The following is a 22865-nucleotide window of genomic DNA, read 5'->3' as shown; positions in this document are numbered from 1 at the left end:
CATCGCCGGCAATAAGGACGACGAACGCATGACGAGAGCCACAGGCGCGCGCTCGGAATTCAGGCTAGGCGCGAAACCGCTTGCGGCGGCGTTGATCGGGGTGGCGTGCGGCGCATCGCCGCTTCCGTTCAACGTGTTGCCGCTCGTCATGGGGCCGATCAGCGCGGAGTTCCATTGGGATTTCGCGGCGACCAGCGCGGGGGTGACCGTATTCGGCATCATCGCCGCGCTGCTCGCGCCCTTTTATGGCGGCCTTTCCGATCGCTTCGGGGTGCGGCCGGTGGTGCTGTGGTCGCTCCTGGCCTTCGCGGCGGTTTTTGCCTCCTTCTACTTCCTGCCGGCATCCAAGACGGGATATCTGCTGTTCTGGGCGGTGCTGGGCGCCATCGGCATCGGATCGACCCCCGTTACGTGGAGCCGGGCGATCAGCCTCTGGTTCAACCGGCATCGCGGGCTGGCGCTGGGCATCATGCTGCTCGGCACCAGCCTGGCGGCCATGGTGGTGCCCCAGATCGCCCAGGCGGCGATATCCCGCGGCGGCTGGCGCATGGCCTTTCCCGTGGTGGCGCTGCTGCCGCTATTGATCGCCATCCCCATCGCGCTGCTCTGGTTCCGCGAGCCGCGCGTCGACGAAAGGCCAGCGGGCATTGCCGATACCACGGGGGCCATCTTCGGCATCAGCCTGCGCGATGCCGTGCGTGGCCATCGCTTCTGGATCCTGTTTACCTCGATCCTCCTGACCGCCTTCGCTTATGGCGGCGCCCATATCCACATCGCGCAGATCGTCGGGCTCCACGGCTTCTCGGCGGAGGTCGCCGCCAGCGTGCTGGGCGTGGTCGCGGTCGGCATCCTGGTCGGCCGGCTTCTCGTCGGCTTCCTGTTCGATCGCTTCTGGGCGCCGGGCGTGGCCTTTCCGGCCCTGCTGCTGCCGGCCATCGCCTGCTGGCTGCTGATGGGCACCGATGCCGGCATGTCCCATGTGATCGTCGGCGGCTTCCTGCTGGGTTTCGCGGCCGGCACCGAATCCGATGTCATCGCCTATCTCGCCGCCAAATATTTCGGCATGGCGCATTATGGCCGGATCTATGGCGTGCTCTACATGCCCTTCGCGATCGGCTCGGCCATCTCCCCCATCATCTACGGCATGGTTCGCGATCGGACGGGCGGCTACGATCCCATGCTGATCGCCGCGATGGTGATGTTTGCCGCCGGCGGCGCGCTGCTGCCGCTGCTCGGCCGCTACCCCGATCCCCGGACATCAGGAAATGACTGACATGACTACGCTGGCCCCGATCGACCAGACCGCGCTTTCCACGATTTCGGCGGCGGTGGGCGCGGCGGCGCTCGTCACCGACGAGGCCGAGCTGCGCTATTATTCGCAGGACGTCTACAGCAACGGGCCGACGGTACTCGCCGTGTTCCGCCCGGCCGACAAGGCCATGCTGGCGCGCGGCATCGCCGCCGCCACGGCCGCCGGGGTGATGATCGTGCCCCGCGGCGGCGGCATGAGCTATACGGGCGGCTACCTCGCCCCCGCGGCCGGCGCCCTGCTGATCGATACCGGATCGATGAACCGGGTGCTGGATATCAATGCGGAGGACATGACCGTCACGGTCGAGGCCGGCTGCACCTGGGACAAGCTGCATCGCACGTTGAAGCCGCACGGCCTGCGCTCGCTCGCCTGGGGCACGCTTTCCGGCATCAACGCCACGGTCGGCGGCGGCATGAGCCAGAATGGCGTGTTCTGGGGTGCCGGCGGCGGCACGGTCGTCGATGCCGCGCTCAGCTTCGAGGTGGTCCTGGCCGATGGCACGATGGTCAGCACCGGCAGCAGCTTCTTCCGGCCGTTCGGCCCCGATGTCACCGGCATCTTCGCGGCCGATTGCGGGGCGTTCGGGGTCAAGGCCACCGTCACGCTGAAGCTGGTGCGCGAAGGCATGGCCTTCGCCTACGGCTCCTTTTCCTTCCCGGATGCCGCCGCTTTCTTCGGCGCGATGAGCGCGGTGGCGCGCGAGGGCCTGGCATCCGAAAGCTTCGGCTTCGATCCCTATCTCCAGGCGCAGCGGATGAAGCGCGAAAGCCTGACGAAGGACGCCAAGTCGCTGGTGAACATGATGAAGGCGCAAGGATCGGCGTGGAAGGCGCTGAAGGAAGGCGCCAAGGTCGTGGCCGCCGGCCGCTCCTTCCTCGATGACGTGCCCTTCTCGCTCCACCTGATCTGCGAGGGGCGCCATCAGTCCGCCGTCGATGCGGATATGAAGGCGATCGAGGCGATCGCCGCCCGCCACGGCGGCAAGGTGATCGAAAACACCATCCCCAAGATCCTCCGCGCCAACCCGTTCCCGCCGGTCAATTCCATGGTTGGCCCCGATGGCGAGCGCTGGGTGCCGGTGCACGGCTTCCTGCCGCACAGCCGGCTGGTGGAAGGCTGGAACCGCATCCAGGAGCTGTTCGATGCGAACAGGGCCGAAATGGAGGCCAACGGCGTCGCCGCCGGCGCCATGCTGGCCGCGGTCAGCCGGTCGACCTGCCTGATCGAGCCGGTTTTCTTCTGGCCCGATGCGCTGGAGGATATCCACTGCCGCTCGCTCGAGGCGGATCATCTCGCCAAGCTCAGCCGCTTTCCGGCGAACGCGAAGTCGCGCGCCCTCGTCGGCCGCCTCCGGGCGGAAATCGTCGCCATTTTCCGCGATCTGGAGGCGACGCACCTGCAGGTCGCCCGCACCTATCCCCTCGCCGCCGCCAGCGATCCGCGGGCGTGGGACATGCTGAAGGCGCTGAAGGCACTCGTCGATCCCCGGGGGTTGATGAACCCCGGCAGCCTGGGGCTCTAGGCCGATGACCGCCGCTCCCACGCCCCCGGCCCCCAAGCCCTATGCCGCGCTCGCGCTCCAGATCGCGGCGCGATCCGTGGAAAAGCAGCCCGATCGCGCGGCAGCCAGCGCCCAGATGCTGGCGATGATCGCGGAAATCGGCGCCAAGCTCCGTTCCTCCGCCATCTTCATCCAGCAATATGGCGGCACGCCGGTGCGGCTGGCGGTGCTGCCCGAATATTTCCTGACGAGCTATCCGGGGCGGATATCCATTCCCGATTTCGCCGAGAAGGCGGCGCTCGACATGGACGGGCCGGAATATGCCGCGCTGGGGGAAATCGCGTCGGCGCAGAATCTCCATCTCGCCGGCAACGCCTATGAACGCGATCCGAACTTTCCGGGGATCTATTTCCAGACGAGCTTCGTCATCGCGCCCGATGGCAGGGTGGCGCTGCGCTATCGCCGGCTGAACTCGATGTTCGCGCCGACGCCGCACGACGTCTGGTCAAAATATCTCGACATCTACGGGATCGATGGCGTGTTCCCGGTGGCGCACACCGAAATCGGCAACATCGCCGCGATCGCTTCGGAAGAGATCCTCTATCCGGAGATCGCGCGTGCCCACGCATTGCGCGGCGCCGAGATCTTCGTCCATTCCTCGTCCGAGATCGGATCGCCGCTGGCAACGCCCAAGCAGATCGCCAAGCGCGCCCGCGCCTTCGAAAACATCGCCTATGTCGTGTCCGCCAACACCGCCGGCATCGAAGGCACGACGATGCCGCTCGCCTCAGCCGACGGCAATTCCACCGTCATCGACTATAAGGGCAATCCGCTGTCGGAATCGAACAGCGGCGAAACCTTCACCGCCTTTGCCGATATCGATATCGCCGCCCTGCGCGCGCAGCGCCGCAAGCCGGGCATGACGAATTTCCTGGCCCGGCAGCGGCTGGATCTGTTCGCGCCCGTCTATGCGGCGGCCACGCACCAGCCGGCGAACAGCCTGATCGAACCGGACGGCACCGTCCGTCAGCCGGACCGCGATCACTTCCTGCGCGTTCAGGAACAGGTGATCGAACGCCTATCCAAGGAGGGTCTGATATGAAGCAGGATGTGCCCCCGCCTTATACGGCCGTCGCGCGCCACGCCGTGTTCCCGGCACCGCGCCATGACGAGGCCGCCCGCTACAACTTCCTCACCGGCCTCAACAAATATCTGTCGGGAACGATCGGCGCCGGCAACAAGCTGGCCTATGACACGCGCGTCCTGCCCGCCTTCCGGGCCGAGCATGGCCGCGATCCCAGGGATCGGTTCGAAATCCGCCACGCGATGAACCGCGATCCGTGGCACCGCTTCTGGTCTGCCTGCAAGCGCAACTCCATGGAAATGCGCCAGCAGAACGGCCGCTCCATCACGCTGCGCCAGATCGACGAGCTGGCCGGCAAGGTCCGGCAGTTCAACGAAGGCCGCGATACGCTGGAACTCGATCCGGCGGTGAAGGTGCCGCGCTATCAGGATGCGGTCGACATCCACTGCATGCCGGGCTGCTACCATGGCGAGGAACGGCCGGGGGACATGTCGGCCGGCGCCAATTACGATAGCGGCCTCTTCGCCACCACCGGCGGCGGCCTGGGTGCCCTTTCCGACGGCGGCGGGCAGGCGCTGGTGGAATGGATACGCAAGGAACGGCCCGGCTGGGCGCCGAAGCGCATCCTCGATCTGGGCTGCACCGTCGGGCACAATATCGTGCCGCTGGCGCTGGCCTTTCCCGAGGCGGAGGTGATCGCGATCGATACCGCCGCGCCGGTGCTCCGATATGGCCATGCCCGCGCGCAGGCTCTGGGGGCGACCAACCTGCGCTTCATCCAGATGGACGCGGAGCATATGGGCCGCTTCGCCGATGGCCATTTCGATTGGGTGCAAACGACCATGTATCTGCACGAGCTGTCCGGCAAGGCGCTGCCCGCGATCATCCGCGAAGGGGTGCGCGTGCTGGCGCCGGGCGGGCTGATGTTCCACCTCGAACAGCCGCAATATACCGATGACATGCCGCTCTACGAGCAGTTCATTCGCGACTGGGATGCCTTCAACAATAACGAGCCCTTCTGGTCGGCGATGCACGCCATGGACCTGAAGCAGATCATGGCGGATGCCGGCCTGCCGCTCGACTGCCAGTTCGTCACCGGCGTCCGCGCCGTGGTGGATCGCGACATATTCCCCCAAGCGCCCTCGGGCGAGCAGGAGGATCATGGCCGCGCGGCGGTGTGGAACGCCTATGGAGCCTGGAAACCGAAAGCATGAGTGACGACAGCATCGACTGGATCGCCCGCGCGGGCACCCGCGCCAAGGGCAAGCGCCCGGATTTCCTGGGCGATCCCACCTCCGAACGCATGCTTTCCATCCTGCTTGCCGTCGCCGGCGAGGTTTCCGTGCTGAAGGAACGGCTGGATACGGTGGAACGGCTGCTCGATGCCAAGGGCACGATCAGCCGCGCCGACATCGAAAGCTATAATCCGGATCGCGACGCGGCCTACGAACGCGCGGTGATGACCAAGGAATATATCGCGCGGATCATGCGCGGCGTGCAGCAGGAGATGGAAGCGATGCAGGTGCAGGAACGCCCCGTCGCCGATATCAGCGCCGATCTGAAGGACAATTGATGCAGCACCGCACGATCAGCGGCCACATCCGCTACACATCGAAGAAGCCCGAGATGCTGGATCGGGAGCGCGGCCGCGAATGGTTCAGCTTCACCCGCCATGGCGACGGCAGCACCATCTTCCGCGCCCGTTGCGAAATCGAGGAACCGGCGCCCACGGTGCTGCGCGACATCATCTACGCCCTCGATGCGGAAGGCCGGCCGCAGGACCTCCACATCCACCTCACCGTGGGGGACAGGTTCATGGGCTCGGGCTGGATGCATCATGTCCCCGGCGAACAGGGCGGCACTATCGAATGCGAAAGCTTCGGCCCCTCGATCGGCCGGCTTTCACAGGTGATGCCCTATGCTGGCACGATCGACGGCTTTGGCACGCACCCGATCGCCGGCGATGGCTACACCACCCGCTGCATGGATGTTTCGCGCGGGCCCCACCGGCGCAACATCCGCGTGTTCCTCCCTTCCCCCGATCATCGCGGCGCCACGCCGCCGATGATCGCCGAGGTCAATATCGGGCTGGAATATGTCGGCGACGAAACCGTGACCGTGCCGGCCGGCACCTTCGCCTGCCGCCACTTCCGCTTCGTCGACGATGAAGGCCCCGGCATGGGCGGCACCCAGCATCCCCATTATGACATGTGGGTCACGGCCGACGAGGATTCGATCTTCGTCCAGGGCGGCGTCGGCGGCTATATGCAGACCTGGTACGAACTGGTCGAATTACAGCGCTGACGGTCCCGGCCGTGGCCGGGGCCGGAGAATCTATTTCAGCAGCTGATTCATCTCGATCAGCGTGCCGTCCGGATCGAAGAAGTTGCAGCCCTTCACCCGGATCGGCGGCGCGCCGTTGCGGCCGGGATAGACCTGCAGGCGTGGCGGGGCCGTCATGGCGATCCCGGGCAGCTTCGCCGCCGCCGCGCAACGCCTTTCTACATCGTCGGTGTTCATGACGATGACGTGGCCGCCTATCCCCATGCGGCGGGGATAAGGCCCCGGATCGGCGAGCGGCGGATCGATCCACTGCATCAGCCCGATCCAGCCCACCCATGCATCATTGCCGTTGAGCAGCACGAGCCGCGCCCTGGCGCCCGGCTCGCCCGCGGGGAGCGCCACGCCCGATGTTTCGACCACGGTGTCGTAATTGACCTTGAGCCCCACGACATCGCGATAGAGGCGGAGCGAGGCATCGATATCGCGGACGATCAGCGTGACGCGGCGGATATCGGTGGGCACCGGCTGGGCGGGCTTTTCGACGCCGGGGGATTGCGTGACGGGAGCGGCGGGTTGCGCCGCCAGCGCCAAGGCAAGCGCCAGGGCCTTAACCACTGAGCGCCTCTTCCGAATAAGCGGCCAGCGGCAGCGCCGCGCCCGATTGGCGGATCAGCGCCTGCTTGCGGAAGAAGCGCAGCAGGCCGCTATCGCCCATGCGCGAAGGGCCGATGCCGCTCGCGCCGAAGCTCGATTTCTCCGCTTCCCACACCAGCCCGGTCAGCGAACCGTCATTGATGGAAACGCCGCCCGCCCGGAGGCGCACGGCCACCGCCTCGGCCTCCTCCACGGTGCCGGCGATCACCGCCGCCGACAGGCCGAATATGCCGCTATTGGCATGCGCCACAGCCTCGTCCACGCTGTCGAACAGGGTAACGGGAATGACGGGGCCGAACGTTTCCTCGGCCATGATCGGCATGTCGGGCGTCACGTCCACCAGCACGGTCGGGCGCAGATATTTGCCGCCATCCAGCGTTTCCACCTGCCCCCCCGCCAGCAGCTTCGCGCCCCTGGCCACGGCATCGTCAATCTGTGCCTGCACGATCTCCGCCTGCCGGGCGAAGATGAAGGGGCCGATGTCGCCCGCATTCACGTCGGGATGGTTGAGGCGCACCGCCTTCGCCCCATTCACCAGCGCCTCCAGGAAAGGCCCGGCGATCTCTCGTGCCACATAGACACGCTCGATCGACTGGCAGGCCTGGCCCGTGTTCAGCACCGATGCGCGCAGCGCCGTTTCCGCCGCCTTCACGGGATCGGCGCTGGCCAGCACCAGCATCGGATCCTTGCCGCCCAGTTCCAGGCTGGCCGGGATGAAGGCCCTCGCGGCCGCTTCGCCTACCTTGCGGCCCGTGGCGACCGATCCGGTGAAGGCGATGAAATCGACCTGGCCGATCAGCGCCGCCCCGGTTGCGCCATCGCCTTCGATCAGCGCCACCACGTCCGCCAGCTCCGGCACCTCGGCGATTGCCGCCGCCAGCGGACGCATGAAGCGCGGCGTCACTTCCGATGGCTTCACGATCACCGCGCAACCCGCCGCCAGCGCCGGGATGGCGTCGATAAGGGCCAGGGTCAGCGGGAAATTCCACGGGCTGATGATGCCGATCAATTGATAGGGCACCAGCCTGGTCGAGGCGGTGATCGTCGGGATGGCCGTCTGCCGGTCGCTGATCTCCGCCCGCGCGATGATTCCGGGCGCACTGTCCGCCCAGCGCTGCAGCGCGCGGATCATCGCCTCCACCTCGATCTTCGATATGGCCGCGCGGCCGGTATCGGCGATCAGCGCGGCGGCCAGCGCCGTGCGATGCCGGCCGATCGCCTCGGCCAGGCGGTGCAGGACGGCCCCGCGCTCCCCGGCGGTTCGTGCCGCCCACGCCCCCTGCCCCGCCCGCAGCCGCGACGCGACCGTCGCGATCGCGGTCTCGTCCAGGGGCTCGATGCTGTAATCCGCCTCGCCGGTGCGCGGGTTGACGACGGCAAGGCTCATTGCTGGCTCTCCCAGGAGGAAATGATTTCGGCGCCGGTCGCGAACCACGCCTCGGGCCGCGCGGCGAGCCTCGCCAGCAGCCCCTCGAACGCGGCGATGCGATAGGGCAGCGCCATGATATAGGGGGTGATATGCAGCGGAAGGACGCGGGCATTGGCCGATCCCGCCTCCGCCGCCAGCCAGTCGAAGGCGTCTTCCATCTGCCGGGCGTAGCTGTCGGCCGACTGCTGCTGCACGGTGATGATCTGCCGATCGGAAAGCTCGTGGTTGAGCGGCAGGTTGATGAGGCCGTTGGCGAAGCGCCACGGCAGCTCGTCATTCACCCAATCGCACGTATAGGCGAGGCCCGCTTCCTTCAGCAGCCGGGGCGTGTTCCAGCTTTCCGATCGCGTGATCGAAAGCCAGCCGGTGGGCCGCCGGCCCGCCGCCGCCTCGAGCGATGCCAGCGATCGTTCGATCAGCGCCCGCTCGTCCTCTTCCGGAAGCCCGCTTGCGATCGTGCCGTTCATGTCGGTCGAATGGGCGATGATCTCATGGCCCCCGGCGACGATATCGGCGATGATCTCCGGATAACGCTCGGCGATCGCCCCGTTGGTGGCGATCGACGCCCGCACGCCGGCTTTCGCAAAGGCATCGAGCAGGCGGTAGAAGCCCACCCGCGTGCCATATTCGCGCGCCGTATAATGGCGATAGTCCGGATAGGCCGTCTGCATATGGCCCGGCGCGCGGAACGGCGTGTCCGAAGGGATCATCGGAAACCATTCCAGGCTCACGCACAGCCATACCGCCACGCCCTTGTCGCCCGGCCAGCGCAAGGCCCCGCGATCGAAGATCGAGGACCAGGCGTAAAGGTCATGATCATATCCCTCGCGCCGCCTGGGATATTCGAGATAGGCGGGATCAAGCGCCACGGGCGGCCTCCGCATGATGATGTTCGTAATAATGGTCGGCGATCTCGCCGGCCCGCGCGATCCAGGCGCGGCCGTCCTCGGCGATATGGCGCAGCACATCGGCAAAGGGGCCGATCCGGTGGGGCTGGCCGATCAGATAGGCGTGCAGCGGAATGCACATCACCGTGCCCGATTCCGCGCCCTCCTCCGCCAGCCGCTCATATTGGCGGATCAGCGTGTCGGCATATTCGCGCGGGCTCATATTATAGACGAAGAAGCCGTAATGGTCGTTGACCTCCAGGCTGTAGGGGATGGAGATCAGCCGCCCCTGCTTCACCTTCACCGGCTGCGGCTGATCGTCGTGATAAAGGTCGCAGGTGTAATCCAGCCCATATTCGGCGATCAGGTCCAGCGTGCGCGGCGTGTGCGTCAGGGCCGGCGCCAGCCAGCCGCGGATCGTCTGCCCCGTCGCCTCGCGCACGGTGCGGATCGAATCCTCGATGATCGCGCGCTCCTGCGCCTCGTCCATCCCATAGGCGTATCGGGTGTTGTAGATGCCGTGGCTGAAGAATTCCCAGCCGCGTTCATTGGCGTCCGCCACCACTTCGGGATGATGCTGGCATAGCGCCACCGACAGCGAAACCGATCCCGGGAAGCCGTATTTCGACATCGCCTCCGCCATCCGCCAATGGGATACGCGGTTGGAATGGTCGCGATGGGCATATCCCACCACATCGGGATGCGGCTTCGTCCAGCTCTTGCGCAGCGGATTGGCCGGCGGATCGATCTCATAATATTCCAGGTTCGGCGCCACCCACACGGCCACCGCCTTGCCGCCCGGCCACGCGATCCTCGGCCGTCCGCGGTAGGGGACGAAATCATAGAGGCCGGGATCGGCCTTCTGCGCCTCGCTCATCGCCGCGCCTCCAGCCAGTCGATCACCACCTGCACGGGCTCGACATCCGCATATTTGAGCTGGAGATCGGTCAGGTTGGCGAAATGGTAGCTCTCATGCTTGTCCGCGCAGGTCTCGATCGGCACGATCGTGCGGAAGCCATAGGCCAGCGAATCCACCGCCGTCGCCCGCACGCAGCCCGATGTGCTGCCGCCCGTCACCACCACCGTATCCACGCGATGCCAGCGCAGATAGGAATTCAGCGGCGTCTCGAAGAAGGCCGAGGGCATCCGCTTGGTATATTGCAGGTCGTCGGGATCGATCTCGCAGCGCGGGTCGAAGGCATGACGTTCGCTGCCATATTTGATGTTCTGGAGCGAATCGGGCGTGTCCGTCCGCGTGCCCCACACGCCGGCATCGCCGCCGTCTTCCTTATAGCCCACCCGGCTCCAGATCACCGGCATGCCGCGGCTGCGCGCCAGCCGGGAAATGGCGTTGGCATATTCGATCTGGCGGGGATCGGTCTCATAGGCGGTCTTGAACAGATCGGTGCGGGTGTAGGCCTGCTGGAAATCGACGTTCACGATCGCCAGCCTTTCCCCGAAACCGAACTTGGCACGGGCCGGATTCGCCATCACATCCTCGAAAATCTGGCGCGCGGTGCGTCCGTCGCAGACCATCTGGGTGCCGATCAGCGTCATCATGAAACTCCTGCGAAATCGTGATTCGCACACTAGTTTACGAAAAGGGCTTGTCGAGCGGAATTTGTCCGGACAAATTAGGCGCCATGACGATCACCCGCCATTTCATCAGGGTCGGCAACCGCCGGGTCCATTATCGCAAGGCCGGCTCCGGCCCTACGTTGCTGATGGTGCACCAGAGCCCGCGCAGCTCGGCCGAATATGAACCCCTGATGGAAAGATGGGGGCGCCATTTCACCTGTATCGCGCCCGATACGCCCGGCTTCGGCCAGTCCGATCCCCTGCCCGGAACGCCCGACATAGCCGACTTTTCGGCCGCCCTCGTCGAGCTGCTCGACGCGCTCGGCATCGAACGGACGGCAGCCTATGGCTTCCATTCGGGCGGCATCATCCTGATCGGCGCGGTGAAGCGCCATCCCGATCGCTTCACCGCGCTGGCGACGGGCGGCTATGCGGTTTGGACGCCCGAGGAGATGGCGATCTTCGACCGCGATTATCTCCCGCCCTTCCGGCCCAGCGCTTATGGCGAACATCTGGCCTGGCTTTGGAACCGGATCATCGAGCAGACATGGTTCTTCCCATGGTTCGACGTGCGCGATGCCGCGCGGATCGGCGTGGCGCATGACGATCCCGTGAAGACGGACGCGGTCGTCCGCGACATGCTGGACAGCGGCGACGCCTATCGCGCCGGCTATGGCGCGGTCCTGCGCGCGCCGCGCGACATTCCGCCCGCCGACGCCAAGACCGTGCCCGTGCTGATCGCGGCCTATGACGGCGATCCGCTCCAGGCCCATATCGCCCGGCTTGGCGAGATGCCGCCAAGCTGGCGCGCCGAGGCCGTCGCCACGCCCGCCGACCTCGAAGACGCATGCCTCGCCCATCTCCGCGCGGCCGAGGCCCTGCCCTGTCCCGATCTCGCGGAAAGCCGCGACGGCGGCTTCGTCCATGTGGCCGGCACCGGCTTCGACGGGCTGATCCGCTGGCGCGGCGATCCCGCGGGCGCGCAGGTGCTGCTCCACGCGCCCGGCCGGGAAGCCGATCTGCTCGATATCGGCGACGCGCTGGGCATCGACCTGCCGGGCCACGGCCTGTCCGATGGCTGGCAGGAAGGCTTTACGCCCACACTCGCCGATTGGGCCGCCATCGTTGCCGCCGCGATCGCCGCCATCGCGGAGGGCAGGCCCGCCATAATCGGCGAGGGCTTCTCCGCCCTCCTCGCCGCCGCCGTGGCGGCCCGCACGGGCGCCCATGGCTGGGGCGCCGTCGCCGCCCATATTCCGCTCCCCNCCGCCACCGCACCGTGGATCGATCGGGCCATCCCCGATCAGGCGCCGGATCGCTTCGGCGCCTACCTCATCGCCGCATGGGGCGCCGTGCGCGCGGGCCATTTCTTCTGGCCATGGTTCGAGGCCAGGGCCGCCAACGCCATCCCCTTCGCGGCCGCCGATATCGCGCCCGATGCGCTCGCGGCGGAACATCGCGCCCTGATCCGGGCCCGCGCCGGCAAGGCGCTGCTCGCCACGCTCGCCACGGCCGATCGCGATGCGCTGGTGGCTGCCGCGCCGGCGATCATCGGCTGGGAAACCGCCGGCTGGGCGGGCGGGCGCAACGACATCTGGTCGCCACACGGTCTCTGAAAGGGAGGAAATCCATGGGAATTCGCGAAGAAATGCCGCTTCTGGCCCGCCACGAAGGCGTATGGGATGGCGTCTATACCTATTACAATGCCACCGGCGAGCAGATCGACCAGCACAGGTCCCGCCTGTTCTGCCGCTTCAAGGAAGGCAGCGAGCACCCGTATCACCAGACCAACTATTATAGCTGGGACGACGGCCGCACCGACATCCGCGATTTCCCGGCCACCTATGCCGATAAGCGCGTATGGTGGGACAATGATCTCATCAAGGGCTGGGCGGCCGAGGTCGGGCTGGATCAGTATAACCGCACGGTGATGCTCTACTGGCAGCGCCAGGGCGATCCGAGCCTCTATCTCTACGAGATGATCCAGCTTTCGGATGACGGCACCTCGCGCTGCCGCACCTGGCACTGGATCCGCAACGGCCAGCTCGAAACCCGCACCGCCATCCAGGAAAAGCTGGTCAGCCGTGACTGGGCGGCGATGGAGAAGGAAATGGAGGCACGATCTGCCTGATCCGCGCACCCTGTTCGCGAAGATCTGGGATCGGCACGTCGTCGCCTCTCTCGGCGGCGGCGCCGATCTGGTCGCCATCGACCGGATCTTCCTGCACGAGCGCACCGGCGCCGCCGCCCTGAACAGCCTCAAGGCGGCGGGCCGTCCGGTCGCCGATCCGTCGCGCGTATTCTGCGTGATGGACCATATCGTCGATACCCGGCCCGGCCGGGACGATCGCACGCTGATGCCGGGCGGACAGGCCTTCATCACCGAAACCCGCGCCGCCGCGCGCGATGCCGGCATCACCCTGTTCGACGTCACCGATCCCGATCAGGGCATCGTCCATGTCGTCTCGCCCGAACTCGGCATCGTGCTGCCCGGCTGCACCCTGATCGCGCCGGATAGCCACACCTGCACGCAGGGCGCCTTCGGGGCGCTCGCCTGGGGCATCGGCTCCTCCGAGGCCGAACATGCCATGGCCACCGGCACGCTGCGCCTCGCCCGCCCGAAGACGATGCGCGTCACCTTCACCGGCGAACTGGCGCCCGGCGTGACGCCCAAGGACATGATGCTCGCGCTGATCGCCCGCCACGGCGCCGGCGGCGGCAAGGGCCATGCCGTGGAATTCGCCGGCAGCGCGGTTGAGGCGCTCGACATGGAAGGGCGGATGACGCTCTGCAACATGGCCACCGAATTCGCGGCGATGACGGGGATGATCGCACCGGACGCAAAGACCTTCGCCTGGCTGGACGGCCGCCGTTACGCCCCCGGCGGGGCGATGCTCGCGGCCGCCGTCGCCGAATGGCGGACGCTCGCCACCGATTTCGGCGCTGCCTTCGATGCGGAGATCGCCATCGATGCCGCGACGATCGAACCCATGGTGAGCTGGGGCACCTCGCCCGAACACAGCGCCGGCATATCGGGCGCCGTGCCGATCGACGCGCCCGAACGGCCGCTCGCTTATATCGGCCTCGCCCCCGGCCAGCCGATCGGCGGCACCCCGATCGATGCCGCCTTCATCGGCAGCTGCACCAACGGCCGGCTTTCCGATCNCCGCCGCGCCGCCGCCCTGCTCAAGGGCCGCCATGTCGCTCCCGGCGTCAAGGCGCTCGTCGTTCCCGGATCGATGGCCGTGCGCCGTGCCGCCGAGGCCGAGGGGCTCGACCGCGTCTTCACCGAAGCCGGGTTCGAATGGCGGATGAGCGGCTGCTCCATGTGCTTCTATGCCGGCGGGGAGAGCTTTCCCGCGGGCTCGCGGGTCATCTCGTCGACCAACCGCAACTTCGAAGGGCGGCAGGGTCCGGGCATCCGCACCCATATCGCGAGCCCCGAAACCGTGACCGCCAGCGCCATCGCCGGCCGCATCGCCGATCCGCGGGACATTGCGGCATGATCCCCTTCACCGTCCTCACCGCCACGGCCGCGCCGCTGATCCGCGACAATATCGATACCGATGCGATCATCCCCTCGCGCGAGATGAAGAGCACGGGGAAGACCGGCCTCGCCGACGGCCTGTTCTCCGCCTGGCGATATCTCTCGCCCGGCGGCCGCGATCCCGATCCCGCCTTCGTGCTCAACCAGCCGGCCTATGCGGATGCGCGCATCCTGCTCGGCGGCGTCAATTTCGGCTGCGGCTCCAGCCGGGAACATGCCGTTTGGGCGCTTGCCGAATATGGCATCCGTGCCGTGATCGCACCGAGCTTCGCGCCGATCTTCGCCGGCAATTGCACCCGCAACGGCATCGTCCCGGTCGTCCTCCCCGCTGATGCGATCGCCGGGATCGCAGCCCATGGCGGCGCGGTCACGGTGGACCTTCCCGCCCAGCGCGTCTCCCTTGCCGATGGCCGCGCCTGGCCCTTCGATATCGGCGCGGAGGCGAAGGCCATGCTCCTCGAAGGGCTCGACGCCATCGATCTCACCTTCAAGCACAGGGCGGACATCGCCGCTTTCCAGGCCGCCGACCGCAAGGCCCGGCCGTGGATCTATCTCGGAGAAACCAAGGCATGACCCGCATCCACATCAGCGAGGTGGGCCCGCGCGACGGCCTCCAGAGCATCGACCGGGTGATGCCGCTCGAAGCCAAGAAGGCCTGGATCGCCGCCGAGGCCGCCGCCGGCGTCCCCGAGATCGAGGTGGGCAGCTTCGTGCCGCCATCGCTGCTCCCCCAGATGGCGGACACGGCCGATCTCATCGCCTTTGCCAAGGGGCTGGAAGGGCTCGCCGTCGCGGCGCTCGTCCCCAATTTCAAGGGGGCGGAGCGCGCCATCGCCGCCGGCGCGGAGAAGATATCCATCCCCTTCTCCATGTCCGAAACCCACAGCCTCAGGAATGTCCGCAAGGATCATGCGGCGATGCTGGCCGAAATCCGCGCCATCGCGGAACTCGTCGCCAGCCGGCCGGCCGATTCCCGCCCGCATTTCGAGGTCGGCCTCGCCACCGCCTTCGGCTGCACGATCGAAGGCCCCGTCAGCGAAGCGAGCGTCGTCCGCCTCGCGGCGGCCGCGATCGAAGCCGGCGCGGTCGAGGTCGGGCTCTCCGATACCACCGGCTATGCCAATCCCGCCCAGGTCCGCCGCCTCGTCCGCGCGGTGAAGGCAGAGGTGGGCGACGGCCGGCTCAACACGCTTCATCTCCACAACACCCGCGGCCTCGGCCTCGCCAATGCGCTCGCGGGGCTGGAGGAAGGCATCACCACGCTCGATGCGTCCCTGGGCGGCCTCGGCGGCTGCCCCTTCGCGCCGGGCGCATCGGGCAACATCGTCACGGAGGATCTGGTCTTCATGCTTGAGGCCATGGGGTATGAAACGGGCATCGACCTCGAAAAGCTGATGAAGGTCCGCGCGATCATCGCCGATGCCCTGCCCGGCGAACCGCTCTACGGCTTCACGCCCGATGCCGGCCTGCCGCTCGGCTTCGGCAAAGTGGCGGCATGACGGCGCCCGCCCCGCTCGCCGGCCTTCGGGTCGTCGAATTCACGCACATGGTGATGGGTCCGGCCGCCGGCGCGATGCTGGCGGCGCTGGGGGCGGACGTGATCCGCGTCGAGCCTGCCGAGGGAGACAAGACCCGCACGCTGCTCGGCTCCGGGGCCGGTTATTTCCCCATGTATAACCGGCACAAGCGCAGCATCGCGCTCGACCTCAAATCCGAACGCGGGCTGAAGGTCGCCCGCCGGCTGGCCGAACGCGCCGATATCCTGATCGAGAATTTCCGTCCCGGCGCGCTCGACCGGCTTGGGCTGGGCTACGAGGCGCTGGCGGCCGTCAATCCGCGCCTCATTTATTGTTCGGCCAAGGGCTTCCTTCCCGGCCCCTATGAAGAACGCACCGCGCTGGATGAGGTCGCGCAGATGATGGGCGGCCTCGCCTATATGACCGGTCCGCCCGGCCGGCCGCTCCGGGCCGGCTCCAGCGTCATCGACGTCACCGGCGGCATGTTCGGCGTCATCGGCGTGCTGGCCGCGCTCGAGGAACGCCACCGCACCGGCAAGGGCAAGCTGATCCAGGCATCGCTGTTCGAAACCACCGTCTATCTGGTCGGCCAGCACATGGCCCAGCTCGCCGTCACGGGCAAAGCCGCCAGCCCCATGCCCGCCCGCATCTCCGCCTGGGCAATCTACGACGTGTTCGAAACGAAGGACGATCCCGTCTTCATCGGCGTCGTCACCGATGCCTTGTGGGAAAAATTCTGCGTCCTATTCGGCCTCGACGATCTCTGGGCGGATGAAAGCCTCCGCCGCAACAATGAGCGCGTCCTCCAGCGCGATCGCATCCTGCCCCGCATCCGCGATCTGATCGCCGGCTTCACCCGCGCCGAGGTGATCGCCCGCCTCGAAGGCACCGGCCTCCCCTTCGCCCCGATCGCCCGGCCCGAGGACATGTTCGACGATCCCCACCTCGCCGCATCCGGCGCATTGGAACCCGTCACTCTGGCGGACGGCACTCCCACGCGATTGCCGACCTTGCCGATCGCGTTCGACGGAAAGCTGCTGGCGCGGTCCGGGGCGCTGCCCCTGGCGGGTGCCGACAGCCGGGCGATACTCCGCGACCTCGGCCTCAGCGAGACAGAAATTCTGGCAATTTTTCCGGATGAAACCGCTGTAGATTAGGTCGCAACAATGCAATCGGGCTAGCCGTTTTCAGGCAGAAGCCGACGCATTCGGAGCAATATTTGGCATGATCGTGCCGCCAGCACCTTCGCCGGCGGCACGATCATTTGCCTCAGGCCGCCTGAGGCAGGCGGGTGCCGCTGTTGCGACGGCGCATCGAAGCGCCGACGACGCCGAAGCCCACCAGCATCATCGCCCAGGTGGCCGGTTCCGGGACGGCCGCGATATTGAGGATGCCGGAATAGCTCGCCAGCGAGCCAGAGGACGCACCCGACACGTTATAGGTGATCTCGATCACCTTCTCGCCGGCCGTCAGGAAGATCGGGTCGAGATACCAGCTTTCGATGTTTCCGTTTCCACCGCCCGGTTGCAGGACGCGGCCATCGAACTGGATCGAGGTGAAATCCACGTTCTGGAGCCGCCCGAGCGAAATCGAGAACACTGTAAGGTTGGCCAGCATGTCTTCGGAAAGGGTGAAGGTGAAGGTGTCGGTGAACCCGGTCCCGTTCGACAGCCCGGTATTCCCGAAATAGTTGGATCCCTGCGACACGTTGATGGGGAAAACCGCGGCGGACGCGGCCTGGCTGCCGATGAGGGCGGAAGCCATGATCGAGGCGGCAACGAGAAATTTCTTCATTCGACAAACCCTTACAGTGACATACGCCCCGATATGCCAGCAAGCATCGGGCCAAACTGTCACAACGCCCGTTTTTTGCAGTGCAATATAGTTAACGCAATTTCTGGATTGTAAGGAATTCCGTCACTTATCCGCAATTTTAGGCGTCAGGCCACACCGCGCGCGACGTGCGGGTGGAAGAAGCATGCCCGCTCCGTAGATTAATGATAATCACTTGCAATAGCCAGGTCGCTCCTGTAGCGGCCACGCCGGCTAAGATAAGGGGTCGCCATGAAGCTGACATTGCGGACATTATTCTCCATCGGAACCATGCTCGCCGCTCCGCCCCTCGCCGCACAGACGATCGGCAGCGAAGGCCAGCGCGATGGCGATGGCGATATCGTCGTCACCGCTGCCCGCAGCGCCTTGCCGGCAAGCGCCCTGCCGCTGACCATTGACGTGATCGACAATGATGCGCTCAACCAGCAGGTGGCGATCAGCGGATCGGTGGTGGATGCGATATCGACGCTCACCCCATCCTTCTCGCCCACCCGCCAGAAGCTTTCGGGATCGGGGGAATCGCTGCGCGGCCGATCGCCGCTCTACGCTATCAACGGCATTCCCCAGTCCACGCCGCTGCGCGACGGATCGCGCGACGGCTTCACCATCGATCCCTTCTTCGTCGATCGGGTGGAGCTGATCTACGGGTCCAATGCCTTGCAGGGCATCGGCGGTGCCGGCGGCATCGTCAATCAGGTGACGGTTGGCCCGCCCAGGGTGGACGGGCTGAGCGGCCGCACGCTCATCCAGGGCACCGCGGACGATGGTTTTCATGACGACGGGCTAGGCGGCAAGGTCGCCGGCCTGCTGTCCTACAAGATCGATCGGTTCGACGCGACGTTCGGCGCCGCATTCGAAAAGCGCGGCGCCTTCTATGACGGCCACGGCAACCGCATCGGCATCGACAACGTCCAGGGCGAGACGATGGATTCGAAAAGCTGGTCGCTCTTCGGCCGTCTCGGCTATGCCGTCAGCGACAGCGCCCGGCTGGACCTGATCCTGAGCCGCTACGAGCTGAAAAGCGATGCCGACTATGTCTCGGTTCCCGGCGACAGGGATATCGGCCTGCCCAGCTCCACCGTTCGCGGCACGCCCCCGGGCCTGCCCGCCAAGAATCTCGCCCAGAGCGCGGCGCTTTCCTTCACCGACGACAATCTGGCCGACGGCCATCTCGTCACCCAGGTCTTCTACAGCCGCACGCACGATACGTTCGGCAGCGATCCTGCGCCCGTCGCCACCTTCCAGGATGCGTCGATCGCTCCCTATGGCACGCTGGTCGATCAATCCCAGAATCGGTCCCGCAAGATCGGCACGAAGTTCAGCTACGAACGGTCCCTGCCGGGCTGGGATGCGCTGACGGCCACAATCGGGTTCGACACTTTGTTCGACAAGACCGAGCAGGCCCTGCTGCTGACCGGTCGCGTCTGGGTGCCGCCCACCGATTTCCGCAGCCTCGCTCCGTTCGGACAGCTCAATCTCGCGCTGCTGGACGGCAAGGTCCGGCTGGCCGGCGGCGTCCGCAATGAGAATGTGCGGATCAAGATCGACGATTTCACCACGCTCGCTTCCTACGGTTCGCGCCAGGTGAAGGGCGGATCGCCCAAGTTCAGCGACACGCTGCTGAACGGCGGCGCGATCTTCGAGCCGGCACAGGGCATCCGCGCCTATGTGAGCTATGCCGAGGGCTATACGGTTCCCGACGTGGGCCGCATCACGCGATCGATCAACAGAGATGGCGTGGACCTCAGCAACTATCTCGACATCAGCCCCATCGTTTCGAACAACCGGGAAATCGGCGTCGAGGTGAAGCGCGGTCCGATCGATGCCAGCGCGGCCTATTTCTGGTCGACCAGCAAGAACGGCCAATTGCTGGTGCTGGTGAACGGCGTGTTCGAGGTGCAGCGGCAACGGGTGGAGATCCAGGGACTGGAGCTGAACCTCAGCGTGAAGCCGCCGGTGCCGGGCCTCAAGCTTTCCATGGGCTATGCCCACCTTATCGGCCGCACCGACGGCACGCCCGACGACGGCATCGACAAGGTGAATATCGATCTGGACGGCGCCAATATCTCGCCCGACCGGCTGAACTTCGCGGCAAGCTATGATCGCGGCCCGCTTTCGGCCCGCATCCAGACCCAGTTCTATTTCGCGCGCCGGTTCGATTACAGCCCGCTTCCCGATTTCGCCGGGAACGATCGCAGCAACGATTTCGGTGGCTACAACCTGACCGACGCCACCGTCCGCTACCAGACGGCATTCGGCGGGATCACGCTGGCGGTGCAGAACCTCTTCGATAAATTCTACATCGACTATAACAGCGATACCCAGCGGCCCACGGACGATACCCGTTTCTATTCGGGCCGCGGGCGCGCCTTCACCCTCGGCTGGGATTATCGTTTCTGATGATCCGGGGAATGCGCCAGCCATGCGGCTGCTAGATCGCCTGCACCGTTGGACTGGGGGACTGATCGGTCTCCTCCTGGCGCTGCTCGGCCTCAGCGGGGCCGTGCTGGTCCACAAGGATGCCTGGGTGATGCTGCCGCACGCCCGCGACGCGCAGCTGTGGGATACGCAGGCGATCGCGGCCGGCGTGGAGCGGATCATGGCCGATCCCGCCACCCGGCCGCGCAGCATCATCTTCGCCACGCGTGATTTCGGCCTGAACCGGCTGAGCTATGCCGGCGACGCCGGCGCCTATAGCGATCAGGCGGGAACGATCGTCACCCGCTGGGACAGCCAATGGCAACGCCCGGAAATCTGGCTGTTCGATTTCCATCACCATCTGTTTGCCGGCGACACCGGGGAAACGGTGATCGGCATCGCCGCCGTCTGCGGGCTGTTCTTCGTCATCTCCGGCACGATCCTGTGGTGGCGGACGCGCAAGACCTTTGCCTTCAGGCTGCTGCCCAAGCGGCTGAGCCGTCCCGCGATCGTGCGCCACCATCGCGATCTGGGCGTGGTGGCGGCCCCCCTCCTCGCGCTATCGCTGGTCACCGGATCGATCCTCGTCTTCCAGCCGCTGGCGGGCATATTCCTCGGCCCCTCCGCCCCGACGCAGATCAAGGTCGCGCTGAAGCCGCCCGCGCCGCGCAAGGCGGTGCTGGCCGATCATCCAGACTGGACCCGGATGATCCGCACCGCCCGCTCGCTCTATCCCGATGCCGAATTCCGCATCCTTTCGCTGCCGCGCAACGACAGCGGCCTCATCAGCCTGCGGATGCGCCAGCCCGACGAGTGGATCCCCAACGGCCGCACGACATTGTGGTTCGCGGCCGACAGCGGCGCACTGGTCCGGACCCGCGATGCCCGTGCGCTCCCGCGGGCGGTGAAGGCCTATAACGCCCTCTATCCCCTGCACGCCGCCAAGATAGGCGGCCTGCCCTATCGGCTGGTGATGACGGTTTCCGGCCTGGCGCTGGCCCTGCTGGGCAGCCTGGCGGTATGGTCCTTCTGGTTCCGGGGCGGCCTGAAGGTGCCCACTCAGCCGCCCAGGGCGACAAAAGTATCGCAAGGGCTCAAGCGGCCGGCCTGATGGGGCTTGCGGTCCCCGCTCCACCTCGCGCAGAGAAGCGGGAAAGCGGAAAGTGGGGATGTCGATGGGCGGACTAGCGGGGCAGCGCGCCTCGATGCGGCGGGTGGTGGTGGCATCGGCCGCCGGAACCGCGTTCGAATGGTATGATTTCTTCATCTTCGGGGCGCTGGCGCCGGTCATCGCCAAGGTGTTCTTCGCCGGGCTGACGGAAACCGCCGGCTTCGTCGCGGCGCTTGGCCTGTTCGCCGCCGGCTTCGCCTTCCGTCCGCTGGGCGCCATCCTGTTCGGCAGCATGGGCGACAGGCTGGGCCGCAAGGGCGCCTTCCTCATCACCGTATCGCTGATGGGCGGCGCCACCTTCGCGATCGGCCTGCTGCCCACGCACGCGCAGGTCGGGGCCATCGCGCCGGCGCTGCTGATCCTGATGCGCATCTTCCAGGGCATGGCGCTGGGCGGCGAATATGGCGGCGCGGCCATCTATGTGGCGGAACATTCCCCTTCCGACCGGCGCGGCTTTTCGACGAGCTGGATCCAGGCCTCCGCCGCCTTCGGGCTGATCGCCGCGTTGGTCGTGGTGCTGGCGACCCGCACCTCGATCGGCGAGGAGGCGTTCACCGCCTGGGGCTGGCGCGTGCCGTTCCTCGTTTCCGCCGGGCTGCTCGCCATCTCCATCTGGATGCGGATGAAGCTGACCGAAAGCCCGACCTTCGAGAAGATGCGCGAGGAAGGCGAGATATCGCGCGCGCCGCTGGCCGAGGCGTTCGGCCGGTGGAGCAACATGCGGCTGGTGCTGCTCGCCTTCTTCGGCGTGATGTGCGCGCAGGGCGCCGTCTGGTATTGCTATTTCTTCTATATCCAGGTGTTCCTGGAAAAATCGCTGCAGGTCGCGCCGGCGACAGTGAATATCGTGGTGATGGCGATGACGCTGGCGTCCGCCCCCTGCTACGTCCTGTTCGGCTGGCTTTCCGACCGGATCGGCCGCAAGCCGGTGATGCTGGGCGGCATGCTGCTGGGGCTGGTCGCCTTCTTCCCGGCCTTCCATGCGCTGGCCGGTTTCGTCAATCCCGCGCTGGTGGAGGCGCAGCGGCGGACGCCGGTGGTGGTCGCCGCCGATCCCGCTACCTGCTCGGTCCAGTTCGATCCCGTGGGCGCCGCGAAATTCTCCAGCGCGTGCGACATCACCAAGGGCGTACTGGCCACCGGCGGCATCCCCTATCGCAGCGCCGATCTGCCCGCCGGCACGGCGACCGAGGTGCGGATCGGCGAGGCGCGCCTGCGCCCGGCCGACGGCACCGGGCTCGGCGCCGATGCGCTGAAGACGCTGAAGGCCGAACAGACCGCCGCGATCCGCAAGGCGCTGGCCGATGGCGGCTACCCGCTGAAGGCGGACCCGGCGCGGATGAACCTGCCCGGCATCGCGGCGATCCTGCTGCTGTTCGTGGTGGCGGCGACCGCGCTTTATGGCCCGATGGCGGCGATGCTGGTGGAATTGTTCCCCGCCCGCGTCCGCTATACCGCCATGTCGCTGCCCTACCATGTCGGCACCGGCTGGGTGGGCGGTTTCCTGCCGGTGACCGCCTTCGCCATCGTCGCGATGACGGGCGATCTCTATGCCGGGCTCTGGTATCCGGTGATCTTCACCGCGATCAGCCTGCTGACGATGGCGTTCCTCGTGCCGGAGACGAAGGGCCGACCGCTGGACGCCTGACGG

21 protein-coding genes are annotated in these 22865 nt (G+C 66.6%); 15 read left to right on the top strand and 6 right to left on the bottom strand.

The genetic code is table 11. From position 1 onward, the window contains the following. Positions 1 to 28: 28 nt before the first annotated feature. From BHE75_RS10685 to BHE75_RS10660, 6 genes are read left to right on the top strand one after another with little or no spacing between them, the layout of a single operon-like run. Complete coding sequence (locus tag BHE75_RS10685) at positions 29 to 1273, top strand: MFS transporter (RefSeq protein WP_217494718.1); 1245 nt, start codon at positions 29 to 31, stop codon at positions 1271 to 1273. 1 nt (position 1274) lies between these two features. Next, on the top strand, positions 1275 to 2834 hold the full coding sequence (locus BHE75_RS10680; protein ID WP_070933847.1) for an FAD-binding oxidoreductase: 1560 nt from the start codon (positions 1275 to 1277) through the stop codon (positions 2832 to 2834). A gap of 4 nt (positions 2835 to 2838) precedes the next feature. Continuing rightward, on the top strand, positions 2839 to 3915 hold the full coding sequence (locus tag BHE75_RS10675; protein WP_070933846.1) for a nitrilase-related carbon-nitrogen hydrolase: 1077 nt from the start codon (positions 2839 to 2841) through the stop codon (positions 3913 to 3915). Continuing rightward, positions 3912 to 5111 carry a class I SAM-dependent methyltransferase gene (locus BHE75_RS10670; RefSeq protein ID WP_070933845.1) on the top strand — a complete coding sequence of 400 codons (1200 nt, stop codon included), beginning with the start codon at positions 3912 to 3914 and terminating at the stop codon, positions 5109 to 5111. The genes BHE75_RS10675 and BHE75_RS10670 overlap by 4 nt, the downstream gene beginning before the upstream one ends. Beyond that, positions 5108 to 5470: a hypothetical protein gene (locus BHE75_RS10665; RefSeq protein ID WP_070933844.1), complete on the top strand. Its 363-nt coding sequence runs from the start codon at positions 5108 to 5110 to the stop codon at positions 5468 to 5470. The genes BHE75_RS10670 and BHE75_RS10665 overlap by 4 nt, the downstream gene beginning before the upstream one ends. Continuing rightward, positions 5470 to 6201 (top strand): hypothetical protein, encoded by a 732-nt coding sequence (locus BHE75_RS10660; protein WP_015456836.1) that lies wholly within the window; start codon positions 5470 to 5472, stop codon positions 6199 to 6201. Before BHE75_RS10665 ends, BHE75_RS10660 begins: the two co-directional genes overlap by 1 nt. Before the next feature lie 30 nt (positions 6202 to 6231). On the opposite strand, the gene BHE75_RS10655 is transcribed toward BHE75_RS10660, so the two are convergent. From BHE75_RS10655 to BHE75_RS10635, 5 genes are read right to left on the bottom strand one after another with little or no spacing between them, the layout of a single operon-like run. After that, entirely contained in the window at positions 6232 to 6795 is a 564-nt protein-coding gene (locus BHE75_RS10655) for a VOC family protein (RefSeq protein ID WP_070933843.1), read from the bottom strand. Further along, complete coding sequence (locus BHE75_RS10650) at positions 6788 to 8221, bottom strand: aldehyde dehydrogenase family protein (protein WP_070933842.1); 1434 nt, start codon at positions 8219 to 8221, stop codon at positions 6788 to 6790. The genes BHE75_RS10655 and BHE75_RS10650 overlap by 8 nt, the downstream gene beginning before the upstream one ends. Beyond that, positions 8218 to 9132, bottom strand: coding sequence for a polysaccharide deacetylase family protein (locus BHE75_RS10645; RefSeq protein WP_070935756.1), 915 nt, complete (start codon positions 9130 to 9132; stop codon positions 8218 to 8220). The genes BHE75_RS10650 and BHE75_RS10645 overlap by 4 nt, the downstream gene beginning before the upstream one ends. After that, the gene (locus tag BHE75_RS10640) at positions 9122 to 10027 is read right to left on the bottom strand and encodes a polysaccharide deacetylase family protein (protein WP_015456832.1); all 906 of its coding nucleotides are present in this window, start codon (positions 10025 to 10027) and stop codon (positions 9122 to 9124) included. The genes BHE75_RS10645 and BHE75_RS10640 overlap by 11 nt, the downstream gene beginning before the upstream one ends. Next, positions 10024 to 10707, bottom strand: a complete 684-nt coding sequence (locus tag BHE75_RS10635) for an isochorismatase family protein (protein WP_139181833.1) — start codon at positions 10705 to 10707, stop codon at positions 10024 to 10026. The genes BHE75_RS10640 and BHE75_RS10635 overlap by 4 nt, the downstream gene beginning before the upstream one ends. Positions 10708 to 10793: 86 nt before the next feature. Between BHE75_RS10635 and BHE75_RS10630 the strand changes: the two genes are divergently transcribed. From BHE75_RS10630 to BHE75_RS10605, 6 genes are all read left to right on the top strand, one after another. After that, positions 10794 to 12344, top strand: a complete 1551-nt coding sequence (locus BHE75_RS10630) for an alpha/beta hydrolase (protein WP_070933841.1) — start codon at positions 10794 to 10796, stop codon at positions 12342 to 12344. A 14-nt stretch (positions 12345 to 12358) separates the two neighbouring features. Beyond that, the gene (locus tag BHE75_RS10625; protein WP_070933840.1) at positions 12359 to 12859 is read left to right on the top strand and encodes a DUF3598 domain-containing protein; all 501 of its coding nucleotides are present in this window, start codon (positions 12359 to 12361) and stop codon (positions 12857 to 12859) included. Beyond that, positions 12852 to 14234 (top strand): 3-isopropylmalate dehydratase large subunit, encoded by a 1383-nt coding sequence (locus BHE75_RS10620; protein WP_070935752.1) that lies wholly within the window; start codon positions 12852 to 12854, stop codon positions 14232 to 14234. Before BHE75_RS10625 ends, BHE75_RS10620 begins: the two co-directional genes overlap by 8 nt. After that, positions 14231 to 14848, top strand: coding sequence for a 3-isopropylmalate dehydratase small subunit (leuD, locus tag BHE75_RS10615; protein ID WP_070933839.1), 618 nt, complete (start codon positions 14231 to 14233; stop codon positions 14846 to 14848). Before BHE75_RS10620 ends, leuD begins: the two co-directional genes overlap by 4 nt. Beyond that, complete coding sequence (locus BHE75_RS10610) at positions 14845 to 15774, top strand: hydroxymethylglutaryl-CoA lyase (protein ID WP_070933838.1); 930 nt, start codon at positions 14845 to 14847, stop codon at positions 15772 to 15774. Before leuD ends, BHE75_RS10610 begins: the two co-directional genes overlap by 4 nt. Then, positions 15771 to 16949, top strand: a complete 1179-nt coding sequence (locus tag BHE75_RS10605) for a CaiB/BaiF CoA transferase family protein (RefSeq protein ID WP_070933837.1) — start codon at positions 15771 to 15773, stop codon at positions 16947 to 16949. The genes BHE75_RS10610 and BHE75_RS10605 overlap by 4 nt, the downstream gene beginning before the upstream one ends. Positions 16950 to 17061: 112 nt before the next feature. Here BHE75_RS10605 and BHE75_RS10600 read toward each other — a convergent pair whose 3' ends face one another. Next, the gene (locus BHE75_RS10600; RefSeq protein WP_070933836.1) at positions 17062 to 17586 is read right to left on the bottom strand and encodes an FxDxF family PEP-CTERM protein; all 525 of its coding nucleotides are present in this window, start codon (positions 17584 to 17586) and stop codon (positions 17062 to 17064) included. Positions 17587 to 17856: 270 nt separating this feature from the next. Between BHE75_RS10600 and BHE75_RS10595 the strand changes: the two genes are divergently transcribed. The 3 genes from BHE75_RS10595 (at position 17857) to BHE75_RS10585 (ending at position 22862) form a co-directional block, all read left to right on the top strand. After that, positions 17857 to 20025: a TonB-dependent receptor gene (locus tag BHE75_RS10595; RefSeq protein WP_438830587.1), complete on the top strand. Its 2169-nt coding sequence runs from the start codon at positions 17857 to 17859 to the stop codon at positions 20023 to 20025. Between the two features lie 22 nt (positions 20026 to 20047). Then, positions 20048 to 21154 (top strand): PepSY-associated TM helix domain-containing protein, encoded by a 1107-nt coding sequence (locus BHE75_RS10590; RefSeq protein WP_070933835.1) that lies wholly within the window; start codon positions 20048 to 20050, stop codon positions 21152 to 21154. A gap of 64 nt (positions 21155 to 21218) precedes the next feature. Beyond that, a complete protein-coding gene (locus BHE75_RS10585) occupies positions 21219 to 22862 on the top strand; it encodes an MFS transporter (RefSeq protein ID WP_070933834.1) in 1644 nt (547 codons plus the stop codon). The last annotated feature ends 3 nt before the right edge of the window (positions 22863 to 22865 follow it).

It is taken from the genome of Edaphosphingomonas haloaromaticamans, from assembly GCF_001853345.1.
Classification (GTDB): Bacteria; Pseudomonadota; Alphaproteobacteria; order Sphingomonadales; family Sphingomonadaceae; genus Sphingomonas_E; species Sphingomonas_E fennica.
The sequence above is the reverse complement of the archived record's forward strand: the minus strand, read 5'-3'. Positions and strand labels throughout refer to the sequence as shown.